The 21,903-nt window shown below is 57.3% G+C and carries 19 protein-coding genes and 2 tRNA genes; 17 read left to right on the forward strand and 4 right to left on the reverse strand.

What is annotated here, in order from left to right; translation table 11 throughout:
• Nucleotides 1–46: 46 nt before the first annotated feature.
• From TRL7639_RS18035 to TRL7639_RS18085, 11 genes are all read left to right on the forward strand, one after another.
• Nucleotides 47–123, forward strand: a tRNA-Met gene (locus tag TRL7639_RS18035).
• Between the two features lie 482 nt (nucleotides 124–605).
• On the forward strand, nucleotides 606–1,040 hold the full coding sequence (locus TRL7639_RS18040; protein WP_085797287.1) for a hypothetical protein: 435 nt from the start codon (nucleotides 606–608) through the stop codon (nucleotides 1,038–1,040).
• Nucleotides 1,037–1,687 carry a MotA/TolQ/ExbB proton channel family protein gene (locus TRL7639_RS18045; RefSeq protein WP_085797288.1) on the forward strand — a complete coding sequence of 217 codons (651 nt, stop codon included), beginning with the start codon at nucleotides 1,037–1,039 and terminating at the stop codon, nucleotides 1,685–1,687. Before TRL7639_RS18040 ends, TRL7639_RS18045 begins: the two co-directional genes overlap by 4 nt.
• On the forward strand, nucleotides 1,680–2,045 hold the full coding sequence (locus TRL7639_RS18050) for a biopolymer transporter ExbD (protein WP_235820451.1): 366 nt from the start codon (nucleotides 1,680–1,682) through the stop codon (nucleotides 2,043–2,045). The genes TRL7639_RS18045 and TRL7639_RS18050 overlap by 8 nt, the downstream gene beginning before the upstream one ends.
• A 5-nt stretch (nucleotides 2,046–2,050) precedes the next feature.
• The gene (locus tag TRL7639_RS18055) at nucleotides 2,051–2,428 is read left to right on the forward strand and encodes an ExbD/TolR family protein (protein ID WP_085797289.1); all 378 of its coding nucleotides are present in this window, start codon (nucleotides 2,051–2,053) and stop codon (nucleotides 2,426–2,428) included.
• A 38-nt stretch (nucleotides 2,429–2,466) separates the two neighbouring features.
• Nucleotides 2,467–3,606 carry a TonB family protein gene (locus TRL7639_RS18060; RefSeq protein ID WP_235820452.1) on the forward strand — a complete coding sequence of 380 codons (1,140 nt, stop codon included), beginning with the start codon at nucleotides 2,467–2,469 and terminating at the stop codon, nucleotides 3,604–3,606.
• A 96-nt stretch (nucleotides 3,607–3,702) separates the two neighbouring features.
• Nucleotides 3,703–4,173 carry a DM13 domain-containing protein gene (locus TRL7639_RS18065; RefSeq protein WP_085797602.1) on the forward strand — a complete coding sequence of 157 codons (471 nt, stop codon included), beginning with the start codon at nucleotides 3,703–3,705 and terminating at the stop codon, nucleotides 4,171–4,173.
• Nucleotides 4,174–4,401: 228 nt separating this feature from the next.
• The gene (locus TRL7639_RS18070) at nucleotides 4,402–7,191 is read left to right on the forward strand and encodes a bifunctional aconitate hydratase 2/2-methylisocitrate dehydratase (RefSeq protein ID WP_085797291.1); all 2,790 of its coding nucleotides are present in this window, start codon (nucleotides 4,402–4,404) and stop codon (nucleotides 7,189–7,191) included.
• 153 nt (nucleotides 7,192–7,344) lie between these two features.
• Nucleotides 7,345–8,151 carry a UDP-2,3-diacylglucosamine diphosphatase gene (locus TRL7639_RS18075; protein ID WP_085797292.1) on the forward strand — a complete coding sequence of 269 codons (807 nt, stop codon included), beginning with the start codon at nucleotides 7,345–7,347 and terminating at the stop codon, nucleotides 8,149–8,151.
• A 10-nt stretch (nucleotides 8,152–8,161) separates the two neighbouring features.
• Nucleotides 8,162–9,379, forward strand: a complete 1,218-nt coding sequence (locus TRL7639_RS18080; protein ID WP_085797293.1) for a BtaA family protein — start codon at nucleotides 8,162–8,164, stop codon at nucleotides 9,377–9,379.
• A gap of 41 nt (nucleotides 9,380–9,420) precedes the next feature.
• Nucleotides 9,421–10,032, forward strand: a complete 612-nt coding sequence (locus TRL7639_RS18085; RefSeq protein ID WP_207559694.1) for a class I SAM-dependent methyltransferase — start codon at nucleotides 9,421–9,423, stop codon at nucleotides 10,030–10,032.
• Between the two features lie 342 nt (nucleotides 10,033–10,374).
• Here the strand turns inward: TRL7639_RS18085 and TRL7639_RS18090 are convergent, their stop codons facing one another.
• Entirely contained in the window at nucleotides 10,375–10,842 is a 468-nt protein-coding gene (locus tag TRL7639_RS18090; protein ID WP_085797294.1) for an Lrp/AsnC family transcriptional regulator, read from the reverse strand.
• Between the two features lie 123 nt (nucleotides 10,843–10,965).
• Between TRL7639_RS18090 and putA the strand changes: the two genes are divergently transcribed.
• Nucleotides 10,966–14,439 (forward strand): bifunctional proline dehydrogenase/L-glutamate gamma-semialdehyde dehydrogenase PutA, encoded by a 3,474-nt coding sequence (putA, locus tag TRL7639_RS18095; RefSeq protein ID WP_085797604.1) that lies wholly within the window; start codon nucleotides 10,966–10,968, stop codon nucleotides 14,437–14,439.
• 302 nt (nucleotides 14,440–14,741) lie between these two features.
• On the opposite strand, the gene TRL7639_RS18100 is transcribed toward putA, so the two are convergent.
• Together TRL7639_RS18100 and TRL7639_RS18105 are read right to left on the reverse strand one after the other, a co-directional pair.
• Nucleotides 14,742–14,831, reverse strand: a tRNA-Ser gene (locus TRL7639_RS18100).
• An 82-nt stretch (nucleotides 14,832–14,913) separates the two neighbouring features.
• Nucleotides 14,914–15,822, reverse strand: coding sequence for a LysR family transcriptional regulator (locus tag TRL7639_RS18105; RefSeq protein WP_110647182.1), 909 nt, complete (start codon nucleotides 15,820–15,822; stop codon nucleotides 14,914–14,916).
• Nucleotides 15,823–15,927: 105 nt separating this feature from the next.
• On the opposite strand from TRL7639_RS18105, the gene TRL7639_RS18110 reads away from it, so the two are divergent.
• The gene (locus TRL7639_RS18110; protein WP_085797295.1) at nucleotides 15,928–17,055 is read left to right on the forward strand and encodes an enolase C-terminal domain-like protein; all 1,128 of its coding nucleotides are present in this window, start codon (nucleotides 15,928–15,930) and stop codon (nucleotides 17,053–17,055) included.
• Nucleotides 17,056–17,066: 11 nt separating this feature from the next.
• Here the strand turns inward: TRL7639_RS18110 and TRL7639_RS18115 are convergent, their stop codons facing one another.
• The gene (locus tag TRL7639_RS18115) at nucleotides 17,067–17,588 is read right to left on the reverse strand and encodes a winged helix DNA-binding protein (protein WP_085797296.1); all 522 of its coding nucleotides are present in this window, start codon (nucleotides 17,586–17,588) and stop codon (nucleotides 17,067–17,069) included.
• 123 nt (nucleotides 17,589–17,711) lie between these two features.
• On the opposite strand from TRL7639_RS18115, the gene TRL7639_RS18120 reads away from it, so the two are divergent.
• From TRL7639_RS18120 to TRL7639_RS18135, 4 genes are all read left to right on the forward strand, one after another.
• Nucleotides 17,712–18,968 carry an NAD(P)/FAD-dependent oxidoreductase gene (locus TRL7639_RS18120; protein ID WP_085797297.1) on the forward strand — a complete coding sequence of 419 codons (1,257 nt, stop codon included), beginning with the start codon at nucleotides 17,712–17,714 and terminating at the stop codon, nucleotides 18,966–18,968.
• A 35-nt stretch (nucleotides 18,969–19,003) separates the two neighbouring features.
• Nucleotides 19,004–19,981 (forward strand): TRAP transporter substrate-binding protein, encoded by a 978-nt coding sequence (locus tag TRL7639_RS18125; protein ID WP_085797298.1) that lies wholly within the window; start codon nucleotides 19,004–19,006, stop codon nucleotides 19,979–19,981.
• A 64-nt stretch (nucleotides 19,982–20,045) separates the two neighbouring features.
• On the forward strand, nucleotides 20,046–20,576 hold the full coding sequence (locus TRL7639_RS18130) for a TRAP transporter small permease (protein ID WP_085797299.1): 531 nt from the start codon (nucleotides 20,046–20,048) through the stop codon (nucleotides 20,574–20,576).
• A 4-nt stretch (nucleotides 20,577–20,580) separates the two neighbouring features.
• Nucleotides 20,581–21,900, forward strand: coding sequence for a TRAP transporter large permease (locus TRL7639_RS18135; protein ID WP_085797300.1), 1,320 nt, complete (start codon nucleotides 20,581–20,583; stop codon nucleotides 21,898–21,900).
• The last annotated feature ends 3 nt before the right edge of the window (nucleotides 21,901–21,903 follow it).

The following is a 21,903-nucleotide window of genomic DNA, read 5'->3' on the forward strand; positions in this document are numbered from 1 at the left end:
ATTCGATGAAATATCCAGACCAAGCACAACAAGCTCGGTCAACTGTCGCGGGATGGAGCAGCCCGGTAGCTCGTCAGGCTCATAACCTGAAGGTCGTAGGTTCAAATCCTACTCCCGCAACCAATATATATATAGATAAAACCGACGTAACGGCGCCTCATCAGGCGCTTCTTGCGCTTGACCATAGCTTCGTAGAAGCACTGTCGAGGCCGTTTCGCGTTGTGACGGACAGGCAAGACCGCTGTTGATCTTATATCGGACTGGAGCCATTCTGAACCGCCCCGGGTTTGGCGGAGGCTGATTTCAGTTAATTAGTGCTGGGCTTGCAGTGCTTTTTGCCATGACCCTCGGAAAACTGCTCACACAGCGCGGCCGCTGTCGGTGACGGCCTGTATCAGGCGATCTCTTCCAACGGATTTTCTCCTTTGGACAGGTCGCTCATGATTTCTCTCGCCCTTTTTCAGCATGCAAGCTTCCCCGTTTAGCAGCTGGAAACAGCCGGTGCGGACGCGGATCGCGCAAACTTGTTCTTGTCGGCTTGGATGTGGTGGCACTTCCCCTTAGTTTAGCGACAAGAAAAGTTCAGTTTTAAGGGAAGTGTATAGATGAAGAGAGCAGCCAAGGTCGGTTTGGCTTTATCCGCCATATCATTGACGCTCAGCGGCGCGGTCTCTGTGTACGCGGAACAGATCGCGGATCTTGTATTGGAGCTGAACACAGTTGAAGATGTTGGCTCTGCCTGCCGATTGTCATTTGTCGCAAAGAACACAACCGGGCAGCAGATCGAGAAGGCCGTTTTTGAAACGGTAATCTTTGATAGCACAGGGAGCGTCGTCAGCCTGAAGCTCTTTGATTTCCGTGATTTGCCGATGGATCGTCCCCGGGTGCGTCAGTTCGATTTGACAGACATGGCCTGTGGTGACCTGGGGCAGGCTCTGATCAATGGTACGAGTTCTTGTGTGGTGGGGGGTGTCGAGAGCACATTGTGCCAAAGCTCGCTCAGCTTAAAAAGCCGTATTGGTGTGGAGTTGTTGGGATGAGCCCAATTGCCGTTCTGCAAGAATTGCTTGCTCTTGGCGGGCCCGTGGTCGGGATCATGATCGTCATGTCGATCATCACTCTGGCTGTGACGCTTTACAAACTGTGGCAGTTTTCCGCCTGCGGTGTTGGACGCCACAAAGTGTTGTCTGACGCCTTGGTGTTTTGGGAAATGGGGGATTGGCAATCCGCCAGAGCGCGCTTGGGGCAAAGCCGTAGTTACCTGGCACCACTTGTGGATGTCGCAATGCAGACTCCGGATACAGCTGATCTTGATGTGCGTCTGGATGCCGAGGCTGGATTGGCGCTTGCCCGTCTCGAACGTGGGTTTCGGCTGCTCGATACGATTGCGCAACTTGCGCCATTGCTTGGGTTGTTCGGTACGGTTTTGGGCATGATTGAAGCCTTTCAAAGTCTGCAGACCGCTGGTTCGTCAGTGGATCCGTCCATTTTGGCCGGGGGGATTTGGGTGGCTTTGATTACCACGGCGGTGGGTCTTGCTGTTGCGATGCCAACGTCGATGGTTCTGGCGTGGCTGGAAAGCCGTACTGCGCGCGAAAGGGTCTTTGCTGATAAAGCGCTACGGGCGGTTTTGGTGCCGACCCCGGGTATGACGGCGGCCGTGTCTGCTGTTCCGGGACATGCGTAACGCGGCCCCATTTGTACGCCGCAGCCTGTCGATGACGCCCCTCATCGACATCATCTTTCTGTTGCTGCTTTTCTTCATGTTGTCATCGACGTTTTCCAAGTACAGCGAGATCGAGTTGAGCAACGCCACCTCGGGCGGGGGAAGCAGCAGCGAGCCTACAAAACGCACGTTTGTTCAGCTTGGGTCCGAGCGGCTGCTGGTAAACGGAGCCCCGATGCCTCTGGATGAGCTGGCAGGCAGTATTGAGGAAGGTCAGGTCCTTGTCAGTCTGGATCAAGATGTGAACGCACAGTCCGTGATCGACCTATTGGTGCAATTGCGCGGCCGTGACGGGCTGAATGTTTTGGTGCTGGAGTAGGGCCTTTGATCCGACAAGCTTCTCCGCGACGAAAGCGGGATTCCACGATTGCCCTGATCAACGTTGTTTTCCTGATGCTGGTCTTCTTTCTGATTGCTGGAACGGTAGCGCCTCCATTGGATCCGGAATTGACTCTGGTGGATACGTCACAACTTGAGGGGAGAGAGCCACCAGACGCTTTGGTTTTGCGGAAAGACGGTTCGCTGAATTATCGCGGAACTGCAGTTGAACCAAATGCGTACATGGAACTACATCAAGCCGGTCCAGTCCGTATTGTTCCAGATCGGGATGTGTCCGGGCAACGCTTGATTCAAGTTACGGGTCAACTGCGCAGGTCGGGGGCGACGTCAGTGTTCGTTGTGACCGAGCAGGCTTTGCGGTGATACGCCGCTCACTTGTCATCGCAACGATTGCGTTGCTTTTGTCGGCTGTCATCCATCTGCTTGGACTGGGGTTCACATTTCGGGTTGGTGGACCTGAAGGTGCGCCGGAAACAAGAGACAATTCTGTACCGGTTGGCACGACCTTTGAGGAGCTAGCAGAAGATATTGCTGAACCGGTGGAGCCTGAGAAAGTGGAAGAGCCGGAGCCTCCGCTGGAAACGCCGCCGGAACCCGAGGCGGCAGACATTCCCACCAGCGAAGCTTTGGTCGCATCTGAGAACCCGCAGCAGGTTGTTTCCCCCGATATCGGGAGTGCGTCAGAGGTAAGTCCGGAACCGGCGGAGCCAGTACAGCCAACGACAGATACCGCCGAGGATATCGGCGCGCGACAAGGGACGGATGCTCAGGAAGATGTGACGCCCCCGCTGGAACCTGATGCCGTTGCAGAGGCGCCAATTGCGCCACCAGTTGAGAGCGATGTTGAGGTTGAAGACGTTTCTCCAGATCCGACCGAGAGCATCGAGACCGAACAGGTTACAGAGGTTGACCCGCAGGACATTCAGGATCCAGTCTCAAGCTCCACGGTCCCTGTTGTTCCGCTCGAATCTGATCCTGTAGTTCCTGACAACACCGAGCGGGTGGAACAAGCTGAACCGCTTTTGGACAATGCCCTCGAAACCAACGAGGAATCTACGCTGGCCGTGGCAAGGTCCATCCGTCCTCGTGCGCCGTCGCGGTCCTCTGCAGCGGTCGAAAAAACACCGGATCGATTGTTTGACAATGCGCAAAATTTTGATGCCCTCCGGTTCCCTGAACAGGCGATCGAGTCCCCTCTGGCCACCTATCGTCGCCAGGGGGTGGATGCCTTTGCAGATGCCGACGTAGGGACACAGCCTAGCGCGCGGGGGGGTGGGAATTCGGACACCACCAATTACGCCGGCCGTGTGCTGGTACATCTCAACAATGCGCCGACGACCCACGTGCCGGGCAGAGGCCATGCCCAAGTCTACTTCGAGATCAATCCAGATGGTTCCTTGGCCAGGGTCAACATTGTGGACAGTTCAGGCTCGATAAAGATCGACAACGCGGCCAAGGCACAGGTGCGAGCCGCGGCCCCTTTCCCCAAACCGCCCGGTGGCAAAAGCCGCACGATGTCATTCTATTATCGGATCAATTGATCAGACGCGTTTCAAAACGTGACCTGTTAGCTGGGAAAACACATTCAAGAGGTGCTAAAAGCCCGACATCCGATGTTTCTTGATAGGATCGCCATCATGCTTCGTCTTGCCATTTTACTAACAACACACGCTGGGGCTTTGGCCGTGGGTTTTGCGCTTGGTGTCTATTTTCTGCCGATCCTCACCGCGCCCAAGTCGCCAGACGCTGCCGTGTTGGAACAAAATGCCCAAGACGCGCTGTTCACGGCCGAGTTCACGCGAGATCTCAAGGGCAGTGATTTCCTCCATTGGGGGGAGGGGACCGTTAGTATCACCGATGCGCAGATTGTGCATCAAGGGGAACTGGCGCCGGGGCCAGATTACATGATGTATCTGGTGCCTGAGTTTGTCGAAGACGAGGACGGGTTCTGGGCGGTCAAGGACCGCGCGCAACGGATCGGGCCGGTCAAGACATTTGATGGTGTGATGTTGGACATCCCCCAAGATGTGGACGTGACACAGTTCGACACGGTGTTGATCTGGTGCGAGGCATTCGGAGAGTTCATCACCGCTGCGAAATACCGCTGATCCCCTCTATTTATGGACATACAGCGTCAATGGGTCCCATTTCGCTTGGCTCAGGTTCAGTGTTGATGACCCTGTTACCCTAAAGGGCAGGACAACGCGCCGCTGGCGGAACATGTTGCAAACCTCTCCTAAATGGTATACCGCCGCATACAAAGAGCAATCCCGACGCTCGGACAGGTCCGATTGTCGGGGCTCTAGCTTCGTCAACGCCAAATCGCCGGGATAGCCATGAGCCTGTATACAGACTACCTCACAGAGATCGAAACACGCAAAGAACAGGGCCTGAGCCCCAAGCCCATCGACGATGGCGCGCTGCTGTCCGAGGTCATCGAACAGATCAAGGACACCGGGAATGAGCACCGCGCGGACTCGCTCAAGTTCTTCATTTACAATACACTTCCGGGCACAACCAGCGCGGCGGGTGTCAAGGCGAAGTTCCTGAAAGAGATCATTCTGGGCGACGTCACCGTCGACGAGATTGCGCCTGAACGCGCGTTTGAGCTGCTGTCGCACATGAAAGGCGGTCCCTCGGTCGCCGTGCTGCTGGACCTGGCATTGGGTGACACCGAATCTGTTGCGGTTCCGGCTGCCGAGGTTCTGAAGACCCAAGTGTTCTTGTATGACGCCGACATGGAGCGGCTCGCTGCCGCCTATCAGGCAGGTAATGCCATCGCCAAGGATGTGCTGGACAGCTACGCCAAGGCTGAATTCTTTACCAAGCTTCCCGATCTCGACGACGAGGTGCAAGTTGTCACCTATATCGCTGGCGAAGGTGATATCTCGACCGACCTGCTGTCGCCCGGCAACCAGGCGCACTCGCGCGCAGACCGTGAGCTGCACGGCAAGTGCATGATCACCGAAGAGGCGCAGAAAGAGATCGAGGCGCTGAAGCTGCAGCACCCCGGCAAACGTGTGATGCTGATCGCGGAAAAGGGCACCATGGGCGTTGGCTCGTCGCGGATGTCGGGCGTGAACAACGTCGCGCTCTGGACCGGCAAGCAGGCGTCGCCTTATGTGCCTTTCGTGAACTACGCGCCGGTTGTGGCGGGCACCAATGGTATCTCGCCGATCTTCCTGACCACCGTGGGCGTGACCGGCGGCATCGGTCTGGACCTGAAAAACTGGGTTAAGAAAGTTGACGAGGACGGCAACGCGATCCTCAACAACGACGGCAACCCGATCCTGGAACAGAAGTACTCGGTCGAAACTGGCACCGTTTTGCGGATCAACACCAAGACCCACAAGCTGCTGAGCGAAGACGGCGAAGAGCTGGTTGATGTATCGTCGTCCTTCACCCCGCAGAAAATGGAATTCATGAAAGCGGGCGGGTCTTACGCGATCGTCTTCGGCAAAAAACTGCAGACATTTTCTGCGGAAACTCTGGGCGTCGAAGCACCGCTCGTGTTCGCGCCGTCGAAAGAGATCAGCCACGAGGGCCAGGGTCTGACCGCCGTTGAAAAGATCTTCAATCGCAACGCTGTGGGAACCACGCCGGGCAAGACCCTGCACGCGGGTTCGGACGTGCGCGTCAAGGTCAATATCGTTGGTTCGCAAGACACCACCGGCCTGATGACCATGCAAGAGCTGGAAGCCATGGCAGCGACGGTTGTGTCGCCCATCGTGGACGGCGCCTATCAGTCTGGTTGTCACACTGCATCCGTGTGGGATGCCAAGGCGCAGGCCAACACCCCGCGTCTGATGAAGTTCATGAACGACTTTGGTCTGGTTACCGGGCGTGACCCCAAAGGCGAATACCACGCCATGACCGACGTGATCCACAAGGTGCTCAACGACATCACCGTTGATGACTGGTCGGTGATCATCGGAGGCGACAGCCACACCCGTATGTCCAAGGGCGTGGCATTCGGCGCGGACTCGGGTACCGTTGCTCTGGCACTGGCTACTGGCGAGGCGTCGATGCCGATCCCGGAATCGGTCAAGGTGACTTTCAAAGGTCAGATGGCCGATCACATGGACTTCCGTGATGTGGTGCACGCCACCCAGGCGCAGATGCTGGCGCAGCACGGTGACAACGTCTTCCAAGGTCGCGTGATCGAGGTGCACATCGGCACCCTGCTGGCCGACCAGGCATTCACCTTCACCGACTGGACGGCCGAGATGAAGGCCAAGGCGTCTGTCTGTATCTCGAATGACGAGACGCTGATTGGCTCGCTAGAGCTGGCCAAGTCGCGCATCCAGATCATGATCGACAAGGGCATGGAGCATGATAACGGCATGCTCGCCAAGCTGATCGCGATTGCGGACACCCGTATTGCCGAGATCAAGTCGGGCGAGAAACCTGCGCTGTCCCCGGATGACAACGCCAAGTACTTCGCCGAGGTGGTTGTGGATCTGGAACAGATCGTTGAGCCGATGATCGCTGACCCGGATGTGAACAACGCAGATGTGTCCAAACGCTATACGCACGACACCATTCGCCCGATCAGCTACTACAACGCGGAAAAGAAGGTGGACCTGGGTTTTGTCGGCTCGTGCATGGTGCACAAGGGCGACATCAAGATCGTCGCGCAAATGCTCAAGAACCTCGAAGCTGCCAATGGCAAGGTTGAATTCAAAGCCCCATTGGTTGTTGCGGCGCCCACCTACAACATCATCGACGAGATGAAAGAAGAGGGCGATTGGGAAATCCTGCAGAAGTATTCGGGCTTTGAGTTCGATGACTTGTTCCCCAAGGAACAGGCCCGGACCGAGTACGAGAACATCCTGTACCTCGAGCGTCCCGGCTGTAACCTCTGCATGGGCAACCAGGAAAAGGCGGCCAAAGGCGACACTGTTCTGGCGACCTCGACCCGCCTGTTCCAGGGCCGCGTTGTGGCAGACAGCGAGACCAAAAAGGGTGAATCGCTGCTGGCATCGACCCCGCTGGTGGTATTGTCGGCCATCCTGGGCCGCACGCCGACGCTTGAGGAATACAAGACAGCCGTCGAAGGCATCGACCTGACAAAATTTGCGCCGCCGATGGAAAAACCGGCAGGTGCCCGTTCAGTGCACTTCTAAAGCACCAGAGTGAAATCAAAGGGGCGGCGGATCCACGGGGTTCGCCGCCCTTTTGCTTTGGTGGGGTGCGACAACCCTGTCCGGCGCAGCGTCACGGTACTGTTAACTTGGTCCGATAGGCCACGCCCAAGTTCTTTGACTTTGGGCGCGCGCATGAAATACCGCACCATCTTTTTGTCTGACATCCACCTGGGCACTCCTGGGTGTCAAGCTGATCTTTTGCTGGATTTCCTCGACCGTAACCAGGCGGACAATTATTATCTGGTGGGTGACATTATCGACGCCTGGCGCATCCGGCGCAAAGGGTTCCTGTGGCCGCAAGCGCACAATGACGTGGTGCAGGCGCTGCTCGCCAAGGCCCATGATGGCGCCGCGATCCATCTGATCCCAGGCAATCATGATGAATTTCTGCGGCTCTATCAGGGGACGCATTTCGGCGGGATCGAAGTTGTCCACTCTGCCGATTTCACCGCCGCAGATGGCAAGCGCTATCTGGTCACTCATGGTGATCAGTTCGATTCAGTTGTCGTCAACGCCAAGTGGCTGGCCCATCTGGGCGACCGGGCGTACGAGTTGATGCTGTGGCTGAACACGCGCATCAACCGCATGCGCCACCTGTGGGGCGGTCAGTATTGGTCGCTTTCGAAATGGGCCAAGCACCAGGTCAAACAGGCGGTCAACTTTATCAGCGAATATGAAAACGTCCTGACGGCCGAAGCCCGTCGAGGCGGATATGATGGCGTGATCTGCGGCCATATCCACAGTGCCGCGATCCGTGACATGGACGGGATCGCTTATGTCAACACTGGCGACTGGGTCGAAAGCTGCACCGCCGTGGTCGAGTTGGAAGACGGTCGGCTTTCGCTGATCGACTGGGAGCGTACGGCCCGCCGTGCACGCCACCGCGACCGCGCCCGCCGAGCGCGGCGTTCGGAAAAACAACTGGAACACACAACGTAAGGTCTGCCCGATGACTGCCACCGCTCAAACCCAATTGGACGCCGCCGTTCTGCAACATGGCGATGTTACCACCGGACGGCTCGAACGGTTGTTTTCACGCCTGTTTCTGGGCTTGGTGTACCCACAAATTTGGGAGGACCCGGTCGTCGACATGGAGGCATTGGAACTGACAGCCGATGACAACGTTGTCTGCATCGCCTCGGGCAGCTGCAATCTGTTGTCCTACCTGACGGCTGGCCCGGCGTCGGTCACGGCTGTGGACCTGTCACCTGCTCATGTCGCCCTGGGGCGGCTCAAGCTGACAGCCGCGCGCAGCCTGCCAGATCATGCCGCGTTCTATCAGTTCTTTGGCCGCGCCGACATGGCCAGCAACGAGGTGCTCTATGATCGCTATGTTCGACCTCAGTTAGATGCCACAACCCGATTGTTCTGGGACGCGCGACAGCCGTTCCGTCGCCGGATCTCGGTCTTTTCGAACGGGTTCTATCGCCATGGGCTTTTGGGGCGTTTTCTGAGTGCGGTGCATTTGCTGGCGCGCTTGGGTCGGGTTGATTTCTCGGGCCTGTTGGCCGCACGCACGCTTGAGGAGCAGCAGATCTATTTCGATCGCAAGATCGCACCGTTGTTCGATATGTGGCTGGTGCGTAAACTTGCCGGTTTCCGGGCTTCTCTGTTTGGCCTTGGTATCCCGCCTGCCCAATACGACAAGCTGGCCGCCGATGGACATGGCGACGTCCTGCCGGTCCTGCGCGAGCGCGTGCGCAAGCTGATGTGCGACTTTCCGATCCGCGAGAACTATTTTGCCTGGCAGGCTTTTGGCCGCAGCTATGATCCGGCGCCCGACGGATCGCTACCGCCCTATTTGCAAGCGGCCAAATTCGACGCGCTACGCGACCATGCCGAGCGCGGCCGGATCGTAAACCGTTCGCTGACCGATCTGTTGGCGTCCGAACCTGACGACTCAAAATCAGCTTATGTCCTTCTGGATGCTCAGGATTGGATGAATGACACGCAACTCAACGCGTTGTGGACCGAAATCACCCGCACTGCCGTGCCTGGGGCCCGCGTGATCTTTCGTACCGGTGGTGCTGCCGACATCTTGCACGAGCGTGTGGCAGCAGATGTTCTGACACGCTGGATCTATGATGCTGACGCTTCAGAACGTGGTACCACGCGGGATCGTTCAGCCATCTACGGTGCATTTCACCTTTATCGTTTCAAGGGATGACAGCCATGCAGGGCACTGTTCAAACAGCTCACGCCAGTTTGATGGACCAAACCTACCGCCATCAGCGGCTGATTTATGACGTCACGCGAAAATACTATTTGTTTGGCCGGGATCGTTTGATTGCCGAAATGGTGCCCCGTGATGGCGACCATGTGCTCGAGGTCGCCTGTGGGACCGGGCGTAACCTGCAACTGGCGGCCCAGCACTATCCTCGCTGCCAGTTCTACGGGCTCGATATCTCATCTCAGATGCTGGAAACAGCGCGTGGAAAGCTGGAGGAAAAGATACAACTGGCGCAAGCTGACGCGTGTAATTTTGATGGCGAGCAGCTGTTCGGACGACCAGGGTTTGACCGTATCTTCATTTCTTATGGTGTCTCGATGATTCCCGAGTGGGAAGCTGCGATTCAGCATGCTTATGGTCAACTCGCGCCCGGCGGAGAGCTACATATCGTCGACTTTTCGGACCAAGGTGGCTGGCCCAAAATGTTTCAGGTGGGGCTCAACCGTTGGCTTGCCAAGTTTCACGTCTCACCACGGCGGGATTTACAGGCGGTACTGAAGCAGATCGCGCAATCAAATTCAGGATCGGTTCACCACCGGCAACTCTACCGTGGATATGCGCAGTACGGGATCGTGCGACGCCCTGGGTAACTGCTCGGTGAAGCCAAGGTTCTTGATTGCGTTACAGGACGGGAATTCGGCTTTTGCATGCGCTCGATGCGCAGCAAGAATTGACGAGGCGCTAGCTTTTGGGGCGCCTCGATTACTGCGATCCTGTTCAACACGCCCGGCACCGCGGCCTCGGCTGCGACCCAGATCGATGGCTAGCAAAGTCTGGTACGCCTCTTGTCAGTGGGTCGATCCTTCCAAGTTGCTGTCTGCAACTGCTAAGCCCTTCGAGGTTTTTTTTGATTGTCTGGCTGCTTGCACGTTCGACAGCTTTTCCGGAACACGGTAAGAGTTCCCTAAGTCACTTAGAAACCGATCCTTGAATCAATACGCCTCGTCCTTGACCGATTGCATGGATACGTGCGTCGAAGTGCTGCCTACATGTGGCAGCGCAGAAACTACGCCACCTAAAATTTCGCGATAGCGTCTCATGTCTTGGGTTCTGAGTTTCAGCAAGTAGTCAAAAGCACCAGCGATCATGTGGCATTGTTCGATCTCGGGCACTTGCTGGACCGCTGCATTGAATTCTGACAGCGCGCGTTCAGTTGTGTCGGTCAATTTAACCTCTACAAAAACGACCTGCTCCATGCCCAGTTTCACGGGGTCAAGCATGACCTTGAAACCTAGAATGACGCCTTCTGCAATCAGCCGTTTAAGTCTGACCTGACAAGGGGTCTTGGATAAACCCACACGGGCCGCCAGTTCCGTCACTGGAATTCGACCTTCCTGGCTGAGAATCCGTATCATCTCTTGATCGTGGCGGTCTAGTAGACTTTCATTTTGCAGTTTCATGATCTATTGGCCTGATCTTGCTTTGAAATTAAGTCATATAGGCACAGAGGGGCAAAAGTAAAGTCAACATGACTTTTTGATGTGGGGTAAGATTGCTCGAACGTATTCCTTTGGAGAGACATGATGTTCAGCATGAACGAGATCCGCGACCGTCTCCGCCGCAATCATCTTCGCAATGAAGTTGAGGTTTTGCAGGAGCTCACCGAGACAAACCCGGTTACAGCCGTTGAACGAGCGACCGCCCGCAATCGTGCGACCGATTTGGTCAAGGCCATCCGTAGCAGCAGCAATCCGGGCCTGATGGAGGTATTCCTGGCCGAGTATGGTCTGTCGACAAATGAAGGTGTGGCGCTGATGTGCCTGGCCGAGGCGCTGTTGCGTGTCCCGGATGCGGAAACCATTGATGCACTCATCGAAGACAAGATTGCACCTTCTTCCTGGGGGCAACACCTTGGCCAATCTTCGTCATCTCTTGTAAATGCCTCAACCTGGGCTCTGATGCTGACAGGCAAAGTTTTGCAGGATGGAACGGGTGTTGTGGCCACACTGAAAGGTGCGGTGAAACGTCTTGGCGAACCTGTGATCCGTGCTGCCGTTGGTCGCGCCATGAAGGAAATGGGCGCACAGTTTGTGTTGGGTGAAACCATTGCCGAAGCGGTCAAGCGTGGAAAAAAGAAAGAGAACGAAGGTTACACCTATTCCTACGACATGCTGGGCGAAGCCGCTTTGACAGCAAAGGACGCGAAGGCGTTTCTGGATGCCTATTCTGACTCGATTGCCAAGCTGGCTGATCAGTGCCATTCGGGCGACATTCGTGAAAACCCGGGTATTTCGATCAAATTGTCCGCACTGCACCCCCGATACGAAGTGGGCCAAAAAGAGCGCGTCATGCGTGAATTGGTGCCCGTTACACTGCAGCTCGCGCAACAGGCAAAAGCCGCTGGGATGGGGTTGAACATTGACGCGGAAGAAGCCGACCGGCTCGAGCTGTCGTTGGATGTCATCGAAGAGGTTCTAAGTGACCCATCGCTCGCAGGTTGGGACGGCTTTGGCGTTGTTGTGCAAGCCTACGGTAAGCGTGCTGCTCAGGTGATCGAATGGCTATATACGCTGGCCAGCAAGCTTGATCGAAAAATTATGGTTAGGTTGGTGAAAGGCGCCTATTGGGATACCGAAATCAAGCGCTCTCAGGTTGAAGGTCTGGTTGGTTTTCCGGTCTACACGCGCAAAGTCGCCACCGATATCTCGTATATCTGCTGTGCGCGGAAACTGCTGGGAATGACGGACCGGATCTATCCGCAGTTTGCGACGCACAACGCGCATACCGTAGCTGCGATTTTAGAGATGGCGCATGATACCCGAGCTTATGAATTCCAGCGTTTGCACGGCATGGGAGAAAGCCTCCACGACCTGGTGATGAAGGAAAACAGTACCCGTTGCCGCATCTATGCCCCGGTTGGCGCGCATCGTGATCTTCTGGCCTACCTCGTTCGTCGCCTGCTGGAGAACGGAGCCAACTCGTCCTTCGTCAATCAGATCGTGGACGAGAACGTTTCGGCAGAAACCGTTGCCGCAGATCCGTTCGAAGCTTTTGGGGCAGGGGACCACAATGCGGCGGTTCAATTGCCGAGGGATCTCTATGGTGACGAGCGTCCAAACTCTCGGGGGTGGGACTTGCACGACGTTGATGATGTCGCTGCAATTGAAACTGCGCGCAACCCGTTCCGAGATCATTTCTGGACTGTTGGTCCGCTGATCAATGGCGATGTCAAAAGCAAAATCGAACGTCCCGTTGTCAGCCCATCCAACCACAATGATAAGGTTGGTGTCGTCATTCAGGCCTCGGCTGAAGACGTCGAAACCGCATTGTTGCATGCGGCCCCGTGGGATCAGGACGCCAAATTGCGTGCCGAAACGCTGCGACGGGCCGCCGACCTTTACGAAAAAAACTTTGGCGAATTGTTTGCGGCTTTGTCGCGCGAGGCAGGCAAGACCCCGATGGATGCGATCGCCGAAGTGCGCGAGGCCGTCGACTTCCTGAGATACTACGCGGCGAGAGGCACAGAACTCACAAATCCCGCGCGCGGTGTTGTGGCCTGTGTGTCGCCGTGGAATTTCCCCTTGGCGATTTTCTCGGGTCAGATCGCGGCGGCGCTGGCCGCTGGCAATGCAGTAATTGCAAAACCGGCGGATCCCACATCGATTACTGCGGCCATTGCCGTCGATCTGATCCACCAAGCGGGCGTGCCCCGCTCGGCGCTGCAATTGTTGCCGGGGCGTGGTTCGGTGGTTGGAGCCAAGATCACGGCCGACCCACGCATTAAGGGCGTGTGCTTTACCGGTTCAACTCAGACCGCTCAGACCATTAACCGTGCGATGGCGGAACAGATCGTGCCAAGCGCGCCGTTGATTGCGGAAACCGGTGGATTGAACGTCATGATCGTAGATTCAACCGCTTTGCCGGAACAGGCGATCAAGGACATTGTGGCCTCGGCCTTTCAGTCGGCAGGACAGCGTTGTTCGGCGCTGCGGTTGCTATACGTCCAGGAAGACGTGGCCGAACCCTTTCTTGAGATGCTTTTTGGTGCCATGGACGAGCTTGTTGTCGGCAGCCCTTGGGACTATCGCACCGATGTGGGGCCGGTCATCAACTCAGATGCGCTGGATGAAATCCGCGAATACATCGAATTGGCTCGCTCGAACGGTCGCGTGCTGAAAGAACTGGCGACGCCTGCCGAGGGAACGTTTGTTCCGCCTACGGTGCTGAAAGTAAACGGCATTGCCGATCTGGGAAAAGAGATTTTTGGCCCGGTCATGCATGTCGCGACCTACAAGGCTTCTGACCTGGACGCGGTTGTCGCTGCCGTCAATGCCACGGGATATGGTCTGACTTTTGGCATGCATTCGCGCATTGACGATCGGATTGAACAGGTCACTTCTCAGCTGAACGTTGGCAATATGTACATCAACCGCAACCAGATCGGTGCGATTGTGGGGTCTCAGCCGTTTGGCGGCGAAGGCCTGTCTGGCACGGGACCCAAGGCTGGTGGTCCATCCTATGTGAAACGGTTCGCGCAGCCAAAGACACGGAGCATCGAATTCAGCCGACCTGCCTTTGCCAGCGAAAGCGCCGTTCAAGAGGCCATAAATACGACACCTCGCCCCGCGCGCGCATCGCTGAGTCAAGAGGAACTCCCTGGGCCTACAGGAGAATCCAACGTGCTGTCCACCTATGGTCGCGGCGTGTTCTTGTGCTTGGGGCCAACGCTTGAAGCTGCCCGACAGCAGGCTGAAATTGCGCGCGCGCATGGATGTACTGCTGTCGTCGTCGCACCAGGAGCCAAAGGCCAAAGCCAAGTCGATGGATCCGTCGATCCAGTTCAATTGGCCCATCTGACCGGGTTCGATGCAGTGGTATCCTGGGCACCCGAAGACGAGCTGCGACGGATGCGCAAGGTCCTGGCGACACGCGATGGTGCGCTCATCCCTCTGATCAATGACGAGGATTTTGGCGACCGCTGCTATCTCGAGCGGCACGTCTGCATCGACACCACGGCAGCAGGAGGCAACGCCTCGCTTCTGGCGCAGGCGAGTTGACAGGGCGTTTGATCAGGAGAAGCCTGGGTTGACGGTTTTCTCCTGATCAACCGGTGCGATTAAGTTCAGGTTGCATCGGTTTTTGTTGCTTTGCCTAATGCGCAGCTCTGAGAATGGGCGATACCATGACCGTTTCCCTGTAGCTGTCCCATGCGAAGACGGTCAAACTCGATGTGACCTATCTCAAGGCATAGACACCGTGATCAACCGAAACCTGAACTGATAGCATCAGCACAGAATAGTGAGCGTCTTATTTGGCAAAAGGCCCATCAGCGCCGAAAGATCGCATCTTAGTTGTGTGGTGGCGGAGACGAAGGGATTCGAACCCTCGAGACGGTTTCCCGCCTACTCCCTTAGCAGGGGAGCGCCTTCGACCACTCGGCCACGTCTCCGCTGACCCGTTTATGGTTTTCCGAAACGAAGGACAAGAGCGAAATTGAACGTTCTGCCAACTCGGCTGACATCCAGTGTCTTTCACCTGCGACCACGACGCACAGCCATCTGTTCCATTTGTTCCGACACCTGGTCCATGAACTGCCGTCCGATTGCGGAAATCGGGCGGTCGCGGGCGGTTACGATGACGATGTCCAGAAGGATGTGCGGCTCGAATCGGCGTAGGACGTAGCCCTGGCCGTCGTCGCTGGACAGCGTAAAGGGATCAATCAAGGTGGCGCCAAACCCGTGTTTCACCAGGTTCAGGGCGTTGCGAAACAGGTCCGTGTGACAGGTGATCCGCCATTTCGCGTTATGGGTCTGAAACGCTTCGCGGACGCGGCGGTTCACCATGTGCTCGGAGCCGATGACGATGAAAGGATAGTCGTCCATGATTTTGGGCGTCAGCACCTCATGCTCCGCCAGGGGGCTGTCTTCGGGCACGGCGCACAGCGTTTCGAAGTAGTAATTGCGGGCCTCTAGCCCGTCGTGACGCAAGGGCAGCTCACAAATCCCGATCTCGAACAGGCCGGCCATCACCCATTCTTGGACACGTGTCGAAAACTGTGATTGGAACGAGATGGTCAGGTTGGGGCGGGTTTCGGCAAATTTGCGGAATTGCGACGGCATAAAGCCAAATGCCAGCGAGTGGTTGGTGGCGATCTGCAGTTGCCCGGCTTGCTGATTTTGCAGGTCGATCACCGCCTGGTTCACGTGATCCAAACCACGCACCAGCGTGTCGATCTCATCAAACAACAAGGCGGCCTCGGGCGTTGGCACCAGGCGACCCCGATTGCGTTCAAACAGCTTGAGCCGCGTCGCCCGCTCGAGCTGGTTCAACAAGTTCGATATGCCGGGCTGTGAGATGCCCAATTGGGCAGCAGCCCCAGTGACGGTGCCGGTCTCGATGACGGCATGAAAGGCCTGATACTGGCGGAAAGAAGCATTCATGCCTGATCTATATCATTCAAACTTATGGGTTGGGTAGAAAATAGTATTGGAAATGATGGCTCGGCTTGCCCAAAATTCACATGCGCGCAAAAGGATGGGGGCTGCATGTCGGATTTGTCGCAAACCATTACGGGGTTTGATGTTTGGCATTTGGCCGTGCCGGTTGTTTCGGCACGCGATCATGGGATCGGTCGGGTCGAGGGATCGTGCGAGATCGTCGTCCTCCGTCTGACGTCTGAAAGTGGCGATCAGGGGTTTGGCGAGGCCTCGCCCTGGTCCGTGTTCACAGGTACGCCCGAGGCGACTTATGCCGCGTTGGATCGTTATTTGCGCCCGCTGGTGGTTGGGCAGAAGGTTGGCGATCGGGCGGCAATCATGGCCAAGGCGCAGCGCGCCGTGGCCCATTGCACCGAGGCAAAGGCAGCGCTTGAATCCGCCTTGCTGGACCTGGCCGGACACATTGCGGGCCTGCCGGTTTGGGCCTTTCTGGGTGGCAAATGCCGTGACACCATCCCGCTCAGCTGTTCCATCGCCAACCCGGACTTCGACGCGGATATCGCCTTGATGGAGCGTTTGCGGGCGGATGGCGTTGGCCTCATCAAGCTCAAGACCGGGTTCAAGGATCATGCATTTGATGTGATGCGCCTGGAACGGATTGCGCAGGACTTCCCCGAATTTGGCGTGCGCGTCGATTATAACCAAGGGCTCGAGATCGAAGAGGCGATTCCCCGCGTTCTTGATGTGGCGCAGTTTCAGCCCGATTTCATCGAACAGCCTGTGCGTTTTCATCACTTCGACATGATGGCCCAACTGCGCGGGATGACGGATGTGCCGTTGCTGGCGGATGAAAGCGTCTTTGGCCCCGAGGATATGGTCCGCGCCGCCCGTGAAGGGATCTGTGACGGCGTGTCGATCAAGATCATGAAGTCCGGCGGGCTTGCCCGAGGCCAGTCGGTCGCCCGGATCGCAGCGGCCAACGGATTGATGGCCTATGGCGGCGACATGTTCGAAGCGGGATTGGCGCATCTTGCCGGCACCCACATGATCGCTGCAACACCTGAGATCACGCTGGGCTGCGAATTCTATCAAGCCAGCTATTTCCTGACCGAAGATATTCTGGAAACGCCGTTTCAGGTGGAAAATGGTCAGGTGGTTGTACCGGATTCGCCCGGCTTGGGCGCGCGGCCGGACCTGGACAAGATGAAACGTTTTTCCGTCAGGACGTCGTCATGAGCGGTAGGATGTCAGAAGGCCGTTGCGGCGCGCGCGGCCTGGTCGTATTGGCCAGACATCAGGCGCATCAGCGCGGACAGGCGGCTGAGCTGCTCAGGTTCAAAGCCAAGCTCGTTCATGGCGCTAAGCAACAGGTTCTCGCGTATCTCGCGGTAGCGGTCGCACACGGCAATGCCTTGATCCGTCGCCTCAACCGTTTTTTCCTTGCCCAGCCGTCCGTCGCTCACAAGTCCCGATTTCTTCAGCTTTTTGACCGCGTAGTTGACGTTGTGTGTGTCTTCGACATTCAGCACCAGGCAAATGTCGGCCAGCTTCTTGGGGCGCCCGCGATGGCGCACAGTGTGCAGAACCAGAACGTCCAGCGCCGACAGTTCGGGGTGCCCGGCCGCAGCCATGGCGCGTTCGGTCCAGCGCGAAAAGGCGTTGTTGGCAATGATCAGGCCAAACTCGAACTCGGAAACTTCGGGAAAGCTCCCTTCGGCCAGATGGGCCGAGGAAACAACGGGGCCAAGGGTGTCAGAGGTTTTGGTCATGGGTAAAGAATGGCAAACGATGATAATTTGTCAACATTTTGTTGACGTATCGCGAAAAGGTGACATGCTTACGACATTGGAATCACCAGACGCAGGTCAATTCACAGCCGGGGGAGGGGTGTGATGCAGGACAGCAAGACCGTTGTTGTGATCGGGGCGGGCATCGTTGGTGTTTCGACCGCGATCTGGCTGCAACGGGAAGGGCACAAGGTGGTCATCATCGACCGCAAGGGGCCGGCCGAAGGGACGTCTTATGGCAACGGCGGCATCCTGGCGTCTTGTTCGATCGTGCCGGTGACGGGGCCCGGCCTGCTGGCCAAAGCACCCAAGATGCTGTTCAGCCCCAATCAACCGCTGTTCCTGAAGTGGGGGTATCTGCCCAAACTTCTTCCGTGGCTGACCAAATACCTTAGCCATGCCAACGCCGATGACACCCGGCGGATCGCTGAGGCTTTGACACCCATTGTTGGCGACAGCCTGCAAGATCACTTGGCATTGGCCGAGGGGACGGGGGCCGAGCATTGGATCGTGCCGACCGACTACCTCTTTGCTTACAATGACCGTGCGCACTATGGCACGGATTCCTTTGGCTGGGGCCTGCGCAAGACGAACGGGTTCCAATGGGATGAGTTAGAGGGGCAGGCCTTCCGCGCGTATGACGATGTCTACTCTCCCGATTTGGGTTTTGCTGCGCGGTTGAAGGATCATGGCCGCATTCGCGATCCCGGGCAGTACATCAAGGATCTGGCGGATCATTTCGTGTCTCAGGGCGGCAAGCTGATCATTGCGGATGTCGAAGACATCGCGCGTGAGAACGGCCAGGTCACCGGCGTCCGTGCAGGTGGTGAGACAATTCCCTGCGATACAGCGGTCGTCGCGTTGGGGGCCTGGTCCGGGGCGTTGACGAAAAAACTGGGGCTCGACGTTCCGCTCGAGGCCGAGCGCGGCTATCATTTGGAATTCTGGGAACCTACCGTGATGCCCAAGACCCCTGTCATGGTCGCGGCGTATAAATTCGTGGCCACCCCGATGGAGGGGCGCCTGCGTCTGGCCGGTACGGTCGAGTTCGGCGGATTGGAGGCGGGGCCGTCCGAGGCGCCGCTAGACCTGCTGCGTCGCAATGCCAGTGCGGTGTTTCCGGGGCTGCGGGCGTCGCATGTGACGGAATGGCTGGGACATCGCCCTGCACCGGCGGATTCGATCCCGGTGATCGGAGAGCTGCCGCATCTCAAAGGGGCCTACACAGGGTTCGGGCACCACCACATCGGCCTGACCGGGGGCCCCAAGACGGGCCGCATCCTGGCGCAACTGATTTCGGGCAAAGCGCCCAACATTGATCTGAGCATCTATTCACCGGCCCGCTACACGAAGGCCGGATAGAACCAAAAAAGACAGTCCAACCAAGGGAGAAGACAATGAAGACCTTTACCAACCTGATGGCTGCAACGGCGCTGACCGCTGCCAGTGTGTTGCCTGCCGCGGCGGAAACCTGGGACATGCCGATGGCCTATTCGGCGTCGAACTTCCATTCGGCGACCGGCGCAGAGTTTGCACAATGCGTGACCACCGGCACCGGTGGTGAGATTGAAATTGTGACCCACCCGTCCGGCTCGCTGTTCAAAGGAGCTGACATCAAACGCGCGATCCAGACCGGTCAGGCGCCCATCGGTGAGCGGCTGCTGTCGGGTCACCAGAATGAAAACGCGCTCTTTGGCTTTGACTCGATCCCGTTCCTGGCCACCTCGTTTGATGACAGTGCCAAGTTGTGGAAAGCGGCCAAGCCGTCGATCGAAAAGCTGCTGGCCGAGCAGAACCTGACGCTGCTTTACGCTGTTCCGTGGCCGCCACAGGGCCTGTACTTCAAGAACGAAGTGAACTCGGTTGCCGAAATGAAAGGTATCAAGTTCCGCAGCTACAACAACGCCACCTCGCGTCTGGCAGAACTGACCGGCATGCTGCCCGTAACCATCGAAGCGGCTGAAATCAGCCAGGCCTTTGCCACTGGTGTGGCGGAATCCATGGTCTCGTCCGGTTCGACCGGCTATGACCGCAAAGTGTGGGAAAGCCTGGGCTTTTTCTACGAAGTGGATGCCTGGCTGCCGCGCAACTACGTGATGGTGAACTCCGAAGTCTGGGCCGACACCGCCGACGCCCACAAGAACGTCATCAAAGGCTGCGCCGAGCTGGCGGAGTACGCGGGCAACTGGCGCGCCAAGGAATACACCGGGTTCACGCTGCAAGGTCTGCGTGACGGGGGCATGAGCGTTGGTCCGGCGTCCGAGCAGATGACGGGCGAGCTGAAAGAAATCGGCGTTACCATGACCAACGAGTGGCTTGAAGCCGCCGGCGACGAAGGCAAAGCCATCGTCGATGCCTTCAAGGCGTCACAGTAACGACTGGAACACCGGGCGGCGCGTCACGTGCCGCCCGAACTACATCCGATGGGAGGGTGACATCATGGGCGTTCTGCGCGGCCTTAGGGCAGTTCTCGATTACATATACAGACTTTCAGAGATACTCGCGGCGCTCTGTATGATCGCCATCCTGGCCTTGATCCTGCTGCAAATGCTGGCCCGCTGGTCGTCCGAGGTGTTCCCCGGCGCGCCAGAGTATGCGGCTTATTTCATGGCAGCGGCCTCGTTCCTGGGTTTTGCAGCAGCGCTTAATCGCGGTTCGCATATCCGGGTGTCGCTGCTGCTCAATGCGGTTGGACCGGGTATGAAGCGCTATGTGGATATCTGGTGCTTTGCCGTCTCTGCCGCTGTGGTCTGGTATTTCTGCTGGCATGCACGCCAGTTCGTATTCTGGTCGTGGAAGTTCAACGATGTCAGCCAGGCGCAAGACAAGACTGCGCTGTGGATCCCGCAATCGGTCATGGTGATCGGCGGTGTGATCCTGGCCATCGCGCTGACCGATCATTTGTTGCACCTGATTTTCAAGGGTGAGCACCGCATCCAACACGACAACGTCGAAACGCAGGAGGTCTGAGGCAATGGATTATGTCGTACTTGTCGTGATCTTCCTCGCCGTTCTGTTCCTGCTTTTGGGCAGCGGCGTTTGGGTCGGTATCGCCATGATGGGCGTCAGCTGGGTGGCGCTGGAACTGTTTTCCAACTCGCGCACCATCGGCCAGGACATGGTCAGCCAGATCTGGTCGGCCTCGAAATCCTGGGAACTTGCGGCACTGCCCATGTTCATCTGGATGGGCGAGATCTTATTCCGAACGCGCTTGTCCGAGGATATGTTCAAAGGCCTTTCGCCTTGGATGGCAAAACTGCCGGGTGGCTTGGTGCATGCCAATATCGTCGGCTGTACCGTCTTTGCGGCCGTCTCGGGCTCGTCCGCTGCGACCCTGACCACCGTGGGCAAAATGTCGATCCCCGAGCTGCGCAAGCGCAACTACCCTGAGACGATGACCATCGGCACATTGGCCGGTGCGGCGACACTTGGTCTGATGATCCCGCCGTCGCTGACCCTGATCGTCTACGGCGTGACCATTGATGGTGTCTCGATCATCAAACTGTTCTTTGCGGGCGTCCTGCCAGGTCTGGTTCTGGCTTCGATGTTCATGATCTATGTGGCGGTCTATTCCAAACTCTCCAAGAGTTGGAACCCGTCGCAAGAAGACGGGATGTCCTTTATGGACAAACTCAAGAACTCGCGCTTTCTGATCCCGGTGATCCTGCTGGTCCTTACGGTGATCGGGTCGATGTACCTGGGCTTTGCAACGCCGACCGAGGCTGCGGCCATCGGTGTGGTCGGCGCATGGGTCCTGGCACTGATCCAAGGGTCGCTGAACTGGCAGACCTTCCGCGACAGCACCATCGGTGCGGTGCGGACCTCGGCCATGATTGCGCTGATTCTGGCGGGTTCTGCGTTCCTGAAGTTCGCAATGGCCAAGACCGGCCTGCCCAAGGAACTGGCCGAGCTGATCGCAGGCTGGGAGTTCACCAAGTTCTGGCTGCTGATGGTCCTGCTGGTGTTCTACATCATCCTGGGCTGCTTCCTGGACGGGATTTCGACCGTGGTCTTGACCATGGCCGTGCTGGAGCCTGTGGTGCGCGAGGCGGGCATCGACCTGATCTGGTTCGGCATCTTCATCGTGGTGGTTGTCGAGATGGCACAAATCACACCGCCCATCGGCTTCAACCTCTTTGTGATGCAAGGAATGACGCAGCACGAGATGGGCTTCATCGCCCGCGCGGCCTTCCCGATGTTCATGATCATGGTGCTGATGGTCTTTGTCCTGATCGCTTTCCCCGACCTTGCAACCTGGTTGCCCGACAACCTACGGTCTGGGCCAGGCGGCTAAGGC

Source organism: Falsiruegeria litorea R37 (assembly GCF_900172225.1).
In the GTDB taxonomy this organism is placed as follows: domain Bacteria; phylum Pseudomonadota; class Alphaproteobacteria; order Rhodobacterales; family Rhodobacteraceae; genus Falsiruegeria; species Falsiruegeria litorea.

Coding starts and splice junctions, on each gene's coding strand:
- TRL7639_RS18040 (WP_085797287.1), top strand. CDS start 606: ATGAAGAGAGCAGCCAAGGTCGGTTTGGCTTTATCCGCCATATCATTG.
- TRL7639_RS18045 (WP_085797288.1), top strand. CDS start 1,037: ATGAGCCCAATTGCCGTTCTGCAAGAATTGCTTGCTCTTGGCGGGCCC.
- TRL7639_RS18050 (WP_235820451.1), top strand. CDS start 1,680: ATGCGTAACGCGGCCCCATTTGTACGCCGCAGCCTGTCGATGACGCCC.
- TRL7639_RS18065 (WP_085797602.1), top strand. CDS start 3,703: ATGCTTCGTCTTGCCATTTTACTAACAACACACGCTGGGGCTTTGGCC.
- TRL7639_RS18070 (WP_085797291.1), top strand. CDS start 4,402: ATGAGCCTGTATACAGACTACCTCACAGAGATCGAAACACGCAAAGAA.
- TRL7639_RS18075 (WP_085797292.1), top strand. CDS start 7,345: ATGAAATACCGCACCATCTTTTTGTCTGACATCCACCTGGGCACTCCT.
- TRL7639_RS18080 (WP_085797293.1), top strand. CDS start 8,162: ATGACTGCCACCGCTCAAACCCAATTGGACGCCGCCGTTCTGCAACAT.
- TRL7639_RS18085 (WP_207559694.1), top strand. CDS start 9,421: ATGGACCAAACCTACCGCCATCAGCGGCTGATTTATGACGTCACGCGA.
- TRL7639_RS18090 (WP_085797294.1), bottom strand. CDS start 10,842: ATGAAACTGCAAAATGAAAGTCTACTAGACCGCCACGATCAAGAGATG.
- putA (WP_085797604.1), top strand. CDS start 10,966: ATGTTCAGCATGAACGAGATCCGCGACCGTCTCCGCCGCAATCATCTT.
- TRL7639_RS18105 (WP_110647182.1), bottom strand. CDS start 15,822: ATGAATGCTTCTTTCCGCCAGTATCAGGCCTTTCATGCCGTCATCGAG.
- TRL7639_RS18110 (WP_085797295.1), top strand. CDS start 15,928: ATGTCGGATTTGTCGCAAACCATTACGGGGTTTGATGTTTGGCATTTG.
- TRL7639_RS18115 (WP_085797296.1), bottom strand. CDS start 17,588: ATGACCAAAACCTCTGACACCCTTGGCCCCGTTGTTTCCTCGGCCCAT.
- TRL7639_RS18120 (WP_085797297.1), top strand. CDS start 17,712: ATGCAGGACAGCAAGACCGTTGTTGTGATCGGGGCGGGCATCGTTGGT.
- TRL7639_RS18125 (WP_085797298.1), top strand. CDS start 19,004: ATGAAGACCTTTACCAACCTGATGGCTGCAACGGCGCTGACCGCTGCC.
- TRL7639_RS18130 (WP_085797299.1), top strand. CDS start 20,046: ATGGGCGTTCTGCGCGGCCTTAGGGCAGTTCTCGATTACATATACAGA.
- TRL7639_RS18135 (WP_085797300.1), top strand. CDS start 20,581: ATGGATTATGTCGTACTTGTCGTGATCTTCCTCGCCGTTCTGTTCCTG.